The organism is Paenibacillus sp. 01T442 (genome assembly GCF_056398345.1).
Window position 1 is genome coordinate 1 of record NZ_JBFTPF010000106.1, and the last position, 13,733, is coordinate 13,733.

Below are 13,733 nucleotides of genomic sequence, written 5' to 3' on the forward strand. Positions count from 1 at the left end.
GTAGAAGTAGAAGTAGAAGTAGAAGTAGAAGTAGAAGTAGAAGTAGAAGTAGAAGTAGAAGTAGAAGTAGAAGTAGAAGTAGAAGTAGAAGTAGAAGTAGAAGTAGAAGTAGAAGTAGAAGTAGAAGTAGAAGTGGAAGTGGAAGTGGAAGTGGAAGTGGAAGTGGAAGTGGAAGTGGAAGTGGAAGTAGTAGTAGTAGTAGTAGTAAAGTTGTGTAAAGCACTAGCCCTCACGCGTGGCGATTGGATACAGCAGTAAAAACCAGTTAGCATCCGCAAAGTCGAATGTTAACTGGTTTATTTCATTTCCGTGTCAACCMGTGCTTAATGGCAAACGCGGTAAGCTGTACACGATTCTCTAGGGATAGCTTTACGAGTATATTTTTCATGTGATTTTTCACGGTATGCTCGGAGATGAGCAGCTTTTCGGCAATCACCCGATTATTATCCCCTTGTGCGACATAGGCGGTAATTTCTTGTTCACGCGATGTAAGCATGTGAGGGCTTGGGCCTTCCGTGTGTGCGCCGACAGGTGAGCGGAAACGTCCGAAGAGCTTGTCCGCCATCCCGCGCGCCACTTCTGAATTATCGTCAAGCAGGGCACGCAGATAGCTGAGCCATTCATCGGGATCCATGTTTTTGAGCAAATAGCCTTGTGCGCCGAATTGCAAAGCCGTGAAGAGATCAGCAACATCATCCGACACTGTGAGCATAACGATGCGTATCCCGCCATAGGCTTGTTTAATGTGTCGTGTAGCCTGTAATCCGTCCATGGGTGACATATGGATATCCATTAAGACGACATCGGGAGCAAGCTCTCCGCAAAGTCGGATGGCATCTTCTCCTGTGCTGGCTTCGCCAACGATGAAGAAATCAGCACATGGCGCAAGCATGCTTTGTATCGCTTTGCGTGCTAAGGGATGATCGTCAACAATTAGAACGCGAAATGGCATGAGATCAGGCATTAGCTGTTCTCCTTTCTTTCGGCTTGTACAATTAGTTCCGTGCCAGCGTCTTTCTCGCTCTGAAGCTCAAGTGTAGCTCCGAGCTCGGAAGCCCGTTTTTGCATGAGATCGATGCCGTAAGTCGTGCTCTTAGCATTAGCTTTCGGATCGGGTTGTAGTCCGCACCCATTGTCCGTGATGTGCATTCGCCAGCGATTGTTGTCATCTTCCAAATGGAAGGTAGCATCTGTGGCCATCGAATGCTTGCGGATGTTGGTGAAAGCCTCCTGCATAATGCCGAAAAGGAGAATTTCCTCATTAGGTGTGAAGCTGTTTTCGGTAATTTTCACGGTCTCTTGAAGTTCAATGCCTGTGACTAACCGCCAGTTGTCTAAGTAGGTATGAATGCGTTGCCCGAAGGAAGTACCTTCTTCCGGCGGCGTTCTCAGATTGAAAATAGCCTGACGAAGTGAATTGTCGATCTCGGAAACAGCAGCTTTMGCTTCTTCGATGTCGCCTTGACGCAGCTTCACGTTCAAGAAGAAGAGGGTCTGAGCCAAATCGTCATGCAGCTCTCGAGCCAGACGTTCTCGTTCCTCGAAGACCGCTCTGCGGGCTTCACTGGTCAGGATTTTCTCATTGCTGCGTTCCATGCTGGTAAACATCCAGGAAGCGAAGAGATACGAGAGGAGCAACGTAATGACTGTAATCGTGAAATTGCCGGCCTCCATCGTCAAATAGCGCAGTAAAAATTCATGACGAATATATTCAAAGCCTCCAATAATTAAGACGGGCACCAGCACTGTAAAAAGCTTGTATTTACGCATAGACATGCAGGGGATCAGCTCCTTTTTTGAAATAAAAGCATGGATATGTTTCCTAAGTAAGATGGCTGTAGGATTGGAACGGTTTCTATTATATCAGATCTCATTTAGAATTCTTCACAAAAAATAGATGCGCTACTTCTCAATTCCCGTAAGCTTGTGCTACATTATTAGTAAATCGTAACACGGATAGGAAAGGTGTGGTTGAATTACTATGTGGAAATCTTTACTGCAGGAGAGGAAAAGCTGGGCCGGATACATTGGCTTTATCATCCTCCTACACGTATTAGGGCTGATCGGATTATATACCGTGGCCAAAACATCTCCCGCTTTCTGGGGGATCGGGCTTCTTGCTTACACGTTAGGGATGCGTCATGCGTTCGATGTTGATCATATTGCAGCCATCGACAATACGGTACGGAAGCTGGTGCAACAGAAGAAAAACCCACTTGGCGTCGGTTTTTACTTTTCTTTAGGGCATTCGTCAGTCGTGTTCGTTATGGCGATTGTAACGGCCTTCTCTGTGCAATGGGCAGCTCGTGAACTGCCGTGGATGCAGCGTTTTGGCGGCGTGATCGGCGCTTCCGTGTCGGGGCTATTCCTTGTCATCATTGGTATCATCAATCTGTTAATCCTTATTAGTCTCTATAAAATGTTTCTGAAGTTTCGCGGCGGCAATTACGATAACGACGAGTTTGAAGAGCTCTTAGAATCACGCGGGTTTATTGCGCGACTCATTAAACCGCTATTCTCGTTTATCACCAAAAGCTGGCATGTATATCCGTTAGGCTTCCTTTTCGGTTTAGGCTTTGATACGGCAAGTGAAATCGCCTTACTGGCCATATCCGCACACGCGGCGAAAGATGCAATTCCGTTCATCGGTGTCATTTCGCTGCCGCTCTTGTTCGCAGCTGGGATGAGCCTATTCGATACAGCAGATGGTATGTTTATGACAAAAGCGTACAAATGGGCTTTTCATACACCGGTACGCAAGCTTTATTACAATTTGACCGTTACCGCACTTGCGGTTGTAGCGGCATTAATTATTGGTGTGATCGAGCTTGGACAGGTGCTTTCCGAGGAATTCAGTATGGAAGGTACATTCTGGACGTGGCTGCAAGAGATTGATTTCGGTACGTTAGGCTTTATTCTGGTTGGGATGTTCGTCATCGCGTGGATCGTTTCGATCGCCGTCTGGAGAGGTATGAAGATTGAGGAGCGCTGGGGAGCAAAGTATAATCCATAGAAGACATAGGGCCTCTGTGCATATGCAAGGGGGCCTTTTTGTGCATGGTGAACAATGGAATATGAATTTTTTCTAAAGGTAATGCTAGAAAAAAGGATTTTTCAATTATTCGTTGAAAGTAGTCTGTCTAGCACTTGAAATTGTGTAAAAGAAAGTAGGACGAATCATGATTGAGTTTAAACATCTTTCAAAAGTATATCCAAATGGTACTGTTGGCCTAAATGACATTAACCTTACCATACACCCAGGGGAGTTCGTTGTAATCGTTGGTTTATCAGGCGCTGGTAAATCCACACTGCTACGTTCAATTAATCGTCTGCATGAGACGACTAGCGGTGAAATTCTAATCGATGGGAAATCCATTACCAAAGCGAATGGTGCACAGTTGCGTCGGATGCGTAGAGACATCKGGATGATTTTCCAAACCTTTAATTTAGTCAAAAGATCCACGGTTATCCGTAACGTCCTTTCCGGCCGCGTTGGCTATCATTCCACACTTCGCACGATGTTTGGATTGTTCCCTAAAGCAGACCTTGAGCTTTCGCTCAAAGCACTGGAGCGGGTTAACATCCGTGAAAAAGCGTATTCGCGCGCCGATGAATTGTCCGGCGGTCAACAGCAGCGTGTTTCCATTGCTAGAGCGCTCGCACAGGAAGCGAAGATCATCTTGGCGGACGAGCCTGTTGCGTCATTGGATCCGCTCACGACCCGTCAAGTTATGGATGACCTGAAACGGATTAACAAAGACCTAGGCATTACAACCGTCGTCAACCTTCACTTTATCGATTTGGCTCGCGAGTACGCGACACGCATTATAGGACTTCGTGCAGGGAAGGTCGTGTACGATGGACCAGTAGCTGATGCGACGGATGATGTGTTCTCCGAGATTTACGGCCGCGCTATCAAGAAAGATGAGCTGCTGGGGGTGCAGGAGGGATGAGTGTAGCAACCGTCAAAAAGCCTCCGCGCACTAAGTTTTATATGATCATCGCGATCATGGTGCTCTTCTTGATCGGCAGCATTTATCAGACAGATGCGACGCTGACAAGATTAGCTACAGGTACGCCGGAGATCATGAAATTCATCGCAGAAATGTTTCCGCCGGATTGGCTATTCTTCGCTGATATTTGGAAGCCGATGGCACAAACCATCCAAATGTCCATCCTGGGCACGATTGTCGGAGCACTATTTGCATTCCCAATGGCGCTGTTGGCTGCTCGTAACGTAACATCGTCGCCATGGTTGTCCTATCCTGCTCGATTTATTATGAATTTTGTTCGTACCATTCCAGATTTGCTCTATGCAGCCTTATTTGCCGTATTAGTAGGCTTTGGTCCAACAGCAGGTACGTTAGCACTAATTTTCTTTACTTTTGGTATTATTTCAAAGCTTTCTTATGAATCAACGGAAGCGATCGATCCGGGTCCGCTTGAAGCGATGACGGCAGTCGGAGCTAATAAGTTGAAACTGATCCGCTTCGGCGTTCTGCCACAAGTTGCTCCTACGTATCTGGCGCATTTCCTGTACACATTTGAAGTGAGTATCCGTGCTTCCGCAATTCTAGGTCTGGTTGGCGCGGGTGGTATCGGCTTATTGCTCAAAAATACACTAGATCTGTTCCGTTATGATCAGTCATGTGCCATTGTTATTTATACATTGCTGATCGTCGTCATCATTGATTTGGTGAGTACACGATTCCGTACGTATTTGCTAAAAGGCAGTGCCAAACCGATGTCTGAGACACAAGCTAACACGTATAAAATTATTGGCGCAGTGGCTGTGATCGGTCTTCTTGTTTGGGCTCTAACGGGCTTGGAGTTAACAGGCTTCCAACCAACGACTTGGATTCTTACAAAAGCGATGATCAGTGGATTATTCCATCCAGACTGGGCTTATGTCTATATTCCAGAAGGCGAAGATTTACTTCGTTCCTTGCTTGAAACCTTATCGATTTCCTATTTAGGTAATTTCGTATCCGCAATCGTTTGTCTTCCTTTTGCTTTCTGGGCCGCGGCGAACATGAGCAAGTACCGTGCTGTTTCTGGTACAGGAAAGCTATTCCTAAGCGTCGTTCGTACGATTCCAGAAATCATTATGGCTTTGATCTTTATTAAAGCAGTTGGACCGAACGCCTACGCGGGCGTAATGGCTCTTGGCTTGCATTCTGTAGGGATGTTGGGCAAATTGTATGCCGAGGCCATTGAGAACATGGATATGGGGCCTACAGAGGCCATGACGGCCGTTGGAGCGAACTTCTGGCAGCGGATGTCATTCGCCGTCATTCCGCAGGTTATACCGGATTTCATTTCGTATACGTTGTACCGTTTTGAAATTAATGTCCGTTCCGCGACTCTACTAGGGGTCATTGGTGCTGGAGGGATCGGGACACCACTCATCTTCGCACTGAATGCAAGGCAGTGGCCGCGAGTAGGAATTATCTTGATTGGGATTATCGTGACTGTCTCGATTATTGACTATATTTCGGGAACACTACGGAAACGAATCGTATAACATGTTCGAACAAAAAAGGCAGTTCCTGAAGGTTGTAACCTTCAAGAACTGCCTTTTCTTTCTTCAAGAACCATTTACTTACTGATGACCCCACCCTGTGCAACCAAGTGGAGGATACGAGGCTCACGAAGTCGATGCGAGGCTTGAGAGATGGGGTCATCCGGCCCTATAATTTCAATTTGATCAATTAAGGTGAGCGGGATCATGATGTTGTTTATTTTTAAAAGCTGAAATTCTGGGTAATACTGCGCAATAACGCCTCGAACTTCATCGGTGCCGCACCGAATAATCACTTCTGTTTTACGCATGATCAGCATTTCGTACATCCCGTTTTTCACCCCACAATGAGTTATGACACGACCGACTTAGTAAACGTTTGATAGATAAAAGTAAACGATGAGCTTGGACGGGYGTGCCACATTCATAATATGCAAGGAAAGTCTGGTATAGAATGTAAATTTTAGAAGGGAAAAACCACCGCGTCATGGATGTTAGACACATGCTGCGGTGGTTTGTTCTGTCGTGTGTAATTTAATTTACAATTATTTTGAAATTATTTCAAGCCCATTGCTTTATTCGCTTCACGAACGATGTTGAATTTATCATCAGTCGTAGCTACATAACCTTGGTGTGTGTATACATCGATGATCACTTTTTTACCTTCTGGATCGTTACCAATCGCGATGAAAGCATCTTGAATTTTCTTCTTCCAAGCCGCATCCATATCGGAACGAACAGCGATTGTATCGTTTGGAATTTTGTCGGAGTAAGAAAGAACCTTCGTTTGTTTGAAAATTTCCGGGTAATCTTTCAACATGTTAGTACGGATATCTTGGAACACGCCAACTGCATCAACTTGGCCGTTTAGAAGTGCGATAACTGCTTTGTCATGTCCTTGGAATTGAACGCCTGTTACATCTTTCACTGGATCAACACCAGCTTGCTTTAATACAAGACCTGGGTAAACGTAACCAGCTGCGGAAGTAACACCTTGCCAGCCCATTTTTTTACCTTTCAAATCAGCAACGGATTTAATTGGTGAATCAGCTTTAACAAGAATTTCGGATTTGTAGAAATCAACAAGATCTTTCGTTGGTTGACCCGTAGCATCATCAACGCCAAAACGTTGTGCTTGTACAAGAAGATCAGCAGCTTTACGATTATCGTGAGCAACAACATAGTTACTTGGTGGCAAGAAACCAACATCAACTTGTTTGGAAGACATCGCTTCGATAACAACGTTGTAATCTGTGGAAACGGAAACCTTAACTGGGATTCCTAATTTATCTCCAAGCAATTTTTCAAGCGGCTTAGCTTTTGCTTCAAGTGTCTCTGCATTTTGGGAAGGAACGAATTGTACTCTAAGTTCTTTTGGAACGAAACCTGCAGCTGCCGCTGGAGTAGCCGTTGCAGCTGTTGTTGCTGCTGCTGTCGCTTTAGCAGTTGATGAAGCAGCTGGAGTTTCGTCTTTTTTCGCGCAACCAACAAGTGCACCTGCCGCTACGATCATGGATAAACTTAGTACTGTTAATTTTTTCATGTTTTTTTGACCTCCGTTTAAATATTTACTTTTTATCTATGTTGTACTATAACATTATCATAAGAGATATGGAAGATAGTGTGAAGTATTTGTTAATTTGACAAATAGTATGTATAAATTGACAATATTTCGGAATGGAGTGAACCGCTTGAAGCATGCAGGGCAAGAGAAAACTAGTCACATTACGATTTTAGAAACGAGCGACCTCCATGGGAATATGTTCCCCATTCATTATGCAAATAACCATCCCAATGATGTAGGATTGACGAAAATCGCCACCTTAATCGCACAGGAACGTGCCAAGGAAACGCATGTTATTGTGTTGGATAACGGGGATTTGATCCAAGGAACGCCACTCGCCTATCACCATGCTCGCTTGGATAATGAACCTATGAATCCCATGGTGCTAGGTCTAAACTATTTGAAATATGATGGAGCGGTACTCGGGAATCATGAATTCAATTATGGCATGGACGTGCTTCAGAAAGCAGTTCGGGAATCTAATTTCCCTTGGTTGTGTGCCAATATTGTGAATGAGGAGACGGGAGAGCCATTCTTTGGAAAACCGTATCTTATTAAGCAATTTGCGGATGGTGTGCGTGTAGGAATTCTTGGATTAACAACACCGTATATTCCGAATTGGGAAGATCCGAAGCATATTGTAGGCTTACGGTTTGAAGATCCAATTGCAGCAGCTCGAGCATGGATACCATTCCTTAAGGAGCAGGAACAGGTTGATGTCATTGTTGTTTCCTACCATGGTGGATTTGAAAGAGATATCGCAACTGGTGAGCCTACGGAACCGCTGACAGGCGAGAATCAAGGGTACCAACTGTGTATGGAAGTAGAAGGGATAGACGTTCTTCTCACAGGTCATCAGCATCGAAGTATTGCTGGGGCACAAATTAACGGAGTAACCATCGTTCAACCTGGCACAGCTGGCGTTACGCTTGGGAAGGTGGACATCGTGCTAGAGCAGGTAGAAGGGAAGTGGCGCATTGCTTCTAAACAGTCGGAGCTTCTATCGGTTGCGAATGTGGAGCCAGATGAGGTGCTGCTCACGCAGATCAGTTCTTACGAGGTGAAGACACAGATATGGTTGGATCAACCCATCGGAAAGCTTACGGGGGACATGCTTGTGAAAGATCCTATGCAGATTCGTACGGAGGATAATGCGCTAATTGAGTTTATTAACAAGGTCCAGATGGAGCTGTCAGGTGCCCAGATTTCAAACACGGCGCTATTTGATAACGTTTCACCTGGATTTCCATCGGATATTACCATGAGAGATATCGTTTCCAACTATATTTACCCGAACACGCTCAAGGTCATTCGAATCTCAGGTCAAGATATTAAGGATGCCTTGGAGCAGTCTGCGGAGTATTTTGAATTAGCGGAAAATGGAGAGCTGCAAGTAAGCAAGTCCTTCATGGAACCGAAGCCTGCTCATTACAATTACGATATGTGGGAAGGGATCTCCTACACGTTAAACGTTTCTCGTCCAGTCGGAGATCGGGTTGTTCAGCTGGATTATGAAGGGGAACCGATTGGGCTCAATGTCTCTTTCGATGTGGTCATGAACAATTACCGCGCTGCAGGCGGGGGCAACTATGCTATGTTTCAGAATAAGCCAGTCGTCAAAGATATTCCAACGGATGTAGCAGAGCTTCTAGCGGGCTATATTATGGAACGAGGTACCATCGAGGCGAGCGTAAACCATAACTGGAAAGTGATTTGGACATAGTTCGTTTGCATATAAAAAGCCTGACAAGAGCGAGAGAATCGTATAATCCTCCGCTATTGCCAGGCTTTTGGTTTCTGAAAAGCAGGTTACTTTTCACGAATATAAGCACGATCTCCCGTTCGAGGATTGTAGTAAACCCGATAGGTGAATCCGTCTTTGGGATCTATGAAAACTTCAGGTGTAGAAAGAAAGCCGTTTGGAGGCGATTGTGGTGTCGCGGCCCCATCCGTTTTGTACCGTTTGTCGTAAACGAGATAACCTAGAAGAAGTAAAATAAGGAAGCCTACAACCCACAAGCCGTATACGAACAAGATGGAGAAATTCCCGCTCATAGCCTTCGCGTCCGAACGACAGTGCCATACGCGACGATTTCGCTCATATTTTGACCAATATCCCCGCTGTCGAACCGCATCATGACAATCGCATCCCCACCCATGGCAGCGGCATTCTTGACCAGTCGGTCCATGGCTTGCCTGCGTCCATCCTCCACCATTTGCGTATACTGCGTGACTTCTCCGCCGATTAACCCTTTCAGAGAAGCCATAATATCTCCGCCAATGCCTCGGGCCCGCACGACGACACCAAAGGTACTGCCTAGAACTTCTGTAACCTCATAACCGGCAATGTTTTCTGTTGTAACTACAATCATGTTAAATCGCTCCTTCAGAATTGAAATAGATGCTTTTCTACTGGGTAAGGATTGGCTATTATTAACTTAGTACGTTAATCACATGAGGGGGTTTCACATTGAACACAGGGACAACAATTGAATTATGGCCAGGAGCTACTGAGGACAGTCAAGGTGAGGAAAACCAAGGCTGCCCAAGCTTAAGCTTATATCCAGCAGAGGGAGACGGCTTGCGTGCAGCAGTTATTGTATGTCCAGGCGGTGGTTACGGTAGACGTGCCCCTCATGAAGGCGAGCCTATTGCCAAATGGCTGAATGGTTTAGGCATATCCGCTTATGTGTTGAACTATCGCGTAGCACCTTATAAACATCCTGTTCCTTTGCAAGATGCGCAGCGGGCCATTCGTACCGTGAGACATCATGCCGAGGCATGGGGAGTCGATGCGAACCGAATTGGCATTCTTGGTTTTTCGGCAGGCGGGCATTTGGCAGCAACAGCGGGTACGCACTACGATGCGGGAGATCAAACCTTCGACGATCCAATTGAACATCACAGCTCTCGTCCGAATCTGATGGTGCTGTGTTATCCAGTTATTTCATTTGGTATGAATGCGCACCAAGGTTCACGAATTAATTTGATAGGCGCAGATGCTAGTGAAGAGTTAGTACAGAATTTAAGCAATGAACTTCAAGTAACGACAGATACGCCGCCAACTTTCTTGTGGCACACAGCAGATGATGCAGCGGTTCCGGTTGAAAATAGCTTGTTGTTTGCTAGTGCGCTTAGCCGCAATAAAATTCCATTCGACCTGCATGTCTTCGAGTCAGGACGTCACGGTATTGGAATTGCAGACGATCATCCAGAAGCGTATGTCTGGCCTAATGTTTGCGCGAATTGGTTGAAAAAGCAGCATTTCGCATGACCAAGCTTGCCTACGAATGCCATCCGCTTGGAGATTCAGCGATCGTGATTCGTATAGGTGCGGACATTTCGTTAACGAATCTACATAAGGTCAGGCAAGTCGTGAATTATTTAGAAAATAACTGGCAGGATGGCTTCATTGAGCTGGTCGCCGCTTATACAACCATTACAATTTATTATGATGCATTCCGCATTTATAACTATTCTTCTGACGTTGTGTTAAAAAGTGGGCGACCCGATGGGACAGCAGATTGGCTTCCCTATGACGAAGTCCTGCAAAGCATTGAGCAGTTACTAGATGCGTATAGGCAGGAAGACAGTGAGGGATTAGCTGTGCAGTTAGGGGCTATCAGGGAGATCCCGGTCTGCTATGAGGCGGCATTTGGACCCGATCTAGTAGATGTAGCGGATTATCATCAGGTGAGCACGGAAGAAATTGTGTCTTGGCATACTTCTCGTGTGTATCCAGTTTACATGATTGGTTTCGCACCTGGTTTTCCTTATTTGGGCGGGATGGATGAACGACTTGCTACACCGCGTAAATCAGTGCCGCGCACACAAATTCCAGCAGGTTCTGTCGGTATTGGCGGGGCGCAGACGGGCATCTACCCTTTTGAAACACCAGGAGGCTGGCAGCTTATTGGTCGTACGCCACTCCGTATGTTTCGTCCGGACATCGTTCCCCCATCCTTCCTCAAGGTTGGTGATCAAGTGAGATTTGTGTCGATCACATCAGAGCAGTTTCATGCCTTAGAGAAAGGGAATGCGAGTCATGAGCTTTGAGGTCATTAAACCAGGCCTTTTGTCCACCATTCAGGATGAGGGCCGCTATGGTTTTCGAAAACATGGTGTCATAGTGTCTGGACCGATGGATCGGTTTGCACACCGGGCAGCCAATCTGTTGGTTGGTAATAGCCCGCAAGCCGCTGCCTTGGAAATGACACTTCAGGGGCCAATTCTAGTTGCACAGCGTGATATGCTGGTAGCCATTTGCGGAGCAGACATGGGGGCAGAAGTAGATGGTGTTGCAGCACCTTTATGGCAGCCATTTATTCTTTATTCAGGGAACGAGCTGCACCTTCATTATGCAACCCATGGGTGTAGAGCGTATCTAGCTGTGCATGGCGGGTTTAAGGCGGATTACGTACTCGGAAGTCGCAGCACCTATCAGCGATCGGCTATTGGTGGATATGAAGGAAGGGCACTTCGTGCTGGGGATGTATTTGAAGTAGAGAAAAATGGATTGGCTTCTGAGGTTCTGAACGAGGTTGAACGTCGCGGCAAGTTTGTCAGTACAATGATTCGTCCTGACTATCGCGACAATCCGACAATACGGATCGTGAAGGGGAAGGAAGCCTCCTCATTTACATCTAACAGCTGGTCGAGATTGCTTTCTCAAAACTTTCTCGTTACCTCACAATCGGATCGAATGGGGTATTGGTTGTCGAGTGAAACTAAGCTTGAGCTCGAAGCTGGCTTAACCTACGAAATGATCTCTGAGGCAGTCGTTGCAGGGACGATCCAAGTTCCCGCGAGTGGACAACCCATTCTCCTGATGGCGGATTGCCAAACAACAGGCGGCTACCCCCGAATTGGTCACGTGATCACCGCAGATCTACCGCTGGTGGCGCAGGTGAAGCCAGGTGGACAGCTGCGTTTTCAAGAGGTTACGCACCTGGAAGCACAGGAGCAGCTGTTGCTTCAGGCGATGGATCTTAAGCTGATGGGAGCGGGGATCAGGGCTTGGTTAATGGGTTTGTGAACATTTCGAAGACTACCTAGCTCCCCCTCAGCAACTTTAACTGGAAAAACTCCAGCTATTTTAGGCACTTTTCAATGTTTTTGGAAATTAACTGGAAAAACTCCAGTTAATTTCGCTTAAATCACCCGTTGGGAAGGAAATAGCTATAATTAACTGGAGGAAATACAGTTATCTCGTAAATTTACTCAAATGCTCTTTGATTAGCTGGAGAAGAAAATACAGTTATTTCTTAAATTTACTCAAATGCTCCTCCATTTATCTGGAAAATCCCATAACATCTGCCGACGGTACCCCCACCGCCTCTCCACTCCCACACCACACTCCCAAGAATGAAAATAATGCTCTTTGTAGTGTGTTGAGTAGGAAATATGCTGAATGGGATGAGTAAGTGTCAGAGTGAATTGAGAGAAGAATGAATTGAGAGAAGAATGAATTGAGTAAAGAATGAAATGAGTAAAAATTGAGTGAATAATGATACAGAGTGGCATTCATCTAAATGGAGAGTGAAATCGTCATGCTGCGCATTGACTTGAATTGTGACATGGGCGAAGGCTTCGGCGCGTATCGCCTCGGCCGCGACGCGGAGCTGCTCGACTACGTCAGCTCCGCCAACATCGCCTGCGGGTTCCACGCAGGCGACCCCGCAACCATGCGCAGCACAGTTCAGCTGTGCCTGCGCAAGGGCGTTGCGATCGGGGCCCATCCGGGCCTCCCCGATCTGCAAGGCTTTGGCCGGCGCGAGATCGCGATCACGCCGGCAGAGGCTTACGAGCTGACGTTGTATCAGCTCGGGGCACTGCAGGCGTTCGTCCACGCCGAAGGCGGACGCCTGCAGCACGTCAAGCCGCATGGCGCGCTCTACCACATGGCCGCGAAGCGCCATGAGTTAGCCGCCGCGATTGCGGCAGCAACGGCTAGCGTCAGCGCGGAGCTGACGCTGTATGGCCCGCCAGGCAGCGAGCTGCTGCGGGCGGGCACCGCCGCGGGGCTGCGGACCGCGAGCGAGGCTTTCGCGGACCGCAGCTACCAGCGGGACGGCTCTTTGACGCCCCGCGATCAAGCGGGGGCGCTGCTTGAGAGCGCCGCCGAGGCTGCGGCGCAGGTGGAGAGGCTTGTCCGCGATGGCAAGGTCCTCTCCCTCACGGGAGAGGACCTGAGCATGCGTGCGGACACGATCTGTATCCACGGCGATGGGGTGCACGCCGTGGAATTCGCGCGCGATATCCGCGCGCTGTTGAACCAATGCGGCATCGAAGTCAAGCCGCTTTGGACCTAGCGCAAACGCTAGGTCTTTTTTTCATGTGTAACCAACTAGACGAGTGCGGTCCTCAGCACGTTTCTATAAGATACCATCTCATTTCAAAACTGTGCCCAATAAAATAACTGGAAAACCTACAGCTAATCAGAGGGTTTTATCACTTTCTTGAGAAATAACTGGATTTCCTGTAGCTAATTTATCCGATTTCTCTGAAGCCCCCTAATTGGATTGGAGTCATCAATATGCAATAAGGTACAATATCGGTGAGGGGGAATGAAATGTATGAAAAGCAATATCCTTTATGATGAGCAACGCATCAAAGTAGCCCAAGAGGCTCTTAGCGGAACTAAGTTAT

Annotated in this window: 15 protein-coding genes; 9 read left to right on the top strand and 6 right to left on the bottom strand. The window is 46.9% G+C overall.

Annotated elements, in window-relative coordinates; genetic code table 11:
• Positions 1 to 258, top strand: a 258-nt coding sequence (locus tag AC1DLM_RS32465; RefSeq protein ID WP_477572297.1) for a hypothetical protein, incomplete at its 5' end; no start/stop codon positions are given.
• A gap of 43 nt (positions 259 to 301) precedes the next feature.
• Here AC1DLM_RS32465 and AC1DLM_RS32470 read toward each other — a convergent pair.
• Together AC1DLM_RS32470 and AC1DLM_RS32475 are read right to left on the bottom strand one after the other, a co-directional pair.
• Complete coding sequence (locus tag AC1DLM_RS32470) at positions 302 to 964, bottom strand: response regulator (protein WP_477572298.1); 663 nt, start codon at positions 962 to 964, stop codon at positions 302 to 304.
• On the bottom strand, positions 964 to 1,776 hold the full coding sequence (locus tag AC1DLM_RS32475) for a sensor histidine kinase (protein WP_477572299.1): 813 nt from the start codon (positions 1,774 to 1,776) through the stop codon (positions 964 to 966). Before AC1DLM_RS32475 ends, AC1DLM_RS32470 begins: the two co-directional genes overlap by 1 nt.
• A 205-nt stretch (positions 1,777 to 1,981) precedes the next feature.
• Here AC1DLM_RS32475 and AC1DLM_RS32480 point away from each other — a divergent pair, with 205 nt between their 5' ends.
• From AC1DLM_RS32480 to phnE, 3 genes are all read left to right on the top strand, one after another.
• Positions 1,982 to 3,013 carry a HoxN/HupN/NixA family nickel/cobalt transporter gene (locus AC1DLM_RS32480; protein ID WP_441992072.1) on the top strand — a complete coding sequence of 344 codons (1,032 nt, stop codon included), beginning with the start codon at positions 1,982 to 1,984 and terminating at the stop codon, positions 3,011 to 3,013.
• Positions 3,014 to 3,179: 166 nt separating this feature from the next.
• Positions 3,180 to 3,953, top strand: coding sequence for a phosphonate ABC transporter ATP-binding protein (phnC, locus tag AC1DLM_RS32485; RefSeq protein ID WP_477572300.1), 774 nt, complete (start codon positions 3,180 to 3,182; stop codon positions 3,951 to 3,953).
• Entirely contained in the window at positions 3,950 to 5,524 is a 1,575-nt protein-coding gene (phnE, locus tag AC1DLM_RS32490) for a phosphonate ABC transporter, permease protein PhnE (RefSeq protein WP_441992073.1), read from the top strand. The genes phnC and phnE overlap by 4 nt, the downstream gene beginning before the upstream one ends.
• A gap of 74 nt (positions 5,525 to 5,598) precedes the next feature.
• Here the strand turns inward: phnE and AC1DLM_RS32495 are convergent, their stop codons facing one another.
• Positions 5,599 to 5,850, bottom strand: a complete 252-nt coding sequence (locus AC1DLM_RS32495) for a hypothetical protein (protein WP_441992074.1) — start codon at positions 5,848 to 5,850, stop codon at positions 5,599 to 5,601.
• A 227-nt stretch (positions 5,851 to 6,077) separates the two neighbouring features.
• The gene (locus AC1DLM_RS32500; protein ID WP_441992075.1) at positions 6,078 to 7,064 is read right to left on the bottom strand and encodes a phosphate/phosphite/phosphonate ABC transporter substrate-binding protein; all 987 of its coding nucleotides are present in this window, start codon (positions 7,062 to 7,064) and stop codon (positions 6,078 to 6,080) included.
• Positions 7,065 to 7,173: 109 nt separating this feature from the next.
• Between AC1DLM_RS32500 and AC1DLM_RS32505 the strand changes: the two genes are divergently transcribed.
• Positions 7,174 to 8,808 (top strand): bifunctional metallophosphatase/5'-nucleotidase, encoded by a 1,635-nt coding sequence (locus tag AC1DLM_RS32505; protein ID WP_441992097.1) that lies wholly within the window; start codon positions 7,174 to 7,176, stop codon positions 8,806 to 8,808.
• 86 nt (positions 8,809 to 8,894) lie between these two features.
• Here the strand turns inward: AC1DLM_RS32505 and AC1DLM_RS32510 are convergent, their stop codons facing one another.
• A complete protein-coding gene (locus AC1DLM_RS32510) occupies positions 8,895 to 9,140 on the bottom strand; it encodes an HD family phosphohydrolase (protein WP_441992076.1) in 246 nt (81 codons plus the stop codon).
• Positions 9,137 to 9,457, bottom strand: coding sequence for a heavy metal-binding domain-containing protein (locus AC1DLM_RS32515; RefSeq protein WP_441992077.1), 321 nt, complete (start codon positions 9,455 to 9,457; stop codon positions 9,137 to 9,139). Before AC1DLM_RS32515 ends, AC1DLM_RS32510 begins: the two co-directional genes overlap by 4 nt.
• 98 nt (positions 9,458 to 9,555) lie before the next feature.
• Here AC1DLM_RS32515 and AC1DLM_RS32520 point away from each other — a divergent pair, with 98 nt between their 5' ends.
• The 4 genes from AC1DLM_RS32520 (at position 9,556) to AC1DLM_RS32535 (ending at position 13,396) form a co-directional block, all read left to right on the top strand.
• Complete coding sequence (locus tag AC1DLM_RS32520; RefSeq protein ID WP_441992078.1) at positions 9,556 to 10,359, top strand: alpha/beta hydrolase; 804 nt, start codon at positions 9,556 to 9,558, stop codon at positions 10,357 to 10,359.
• The gene (gene pxpB / locus AC1DLM_RS32525; protein WP_441992079.1) at positions 10,356 to 11,141 is read left to right on the top strand and encodes a 5-oxoprolinase subunit PxpB; all 786 of its coding nucleotides are present in this window, start codon (positions 10,356 to 10,358) and stop codon (positions 11,139 to 11,141) included. Before AC1DLM_RS32520 ends, pxpB begins: the two co-directional genes overlap by 4 nt.
• Complete coding sequence (locus AC1DLM_RS32530; RefSeq protein ID WP_477572301.1) at positions 11,131 to 12,120, top strand: 5-oxoprolinase subunit C family protein; 990 nt, start codon at positions 11,131 to 11,133, stop codon at positions 12,118 to 12,120. The genes pxpB and AC1DLM_RS32530 overlap by 11 nt, the downstream gene beginning before the upstream one ends.
• Positions 12,121 to 12,634: 514 nt before the next feature.
• Entirely contained in the window at positions 12,635 to 13,396 is a 762-nt protein-coding gene (locus AC1DLM_RS32535; RefSeq protein ID WP_441992081.1) for a LamB/YcsF family protein, read from the top strand.
• Positions 13,397 to 13,733: the final 337 nt, after the last annotated feature.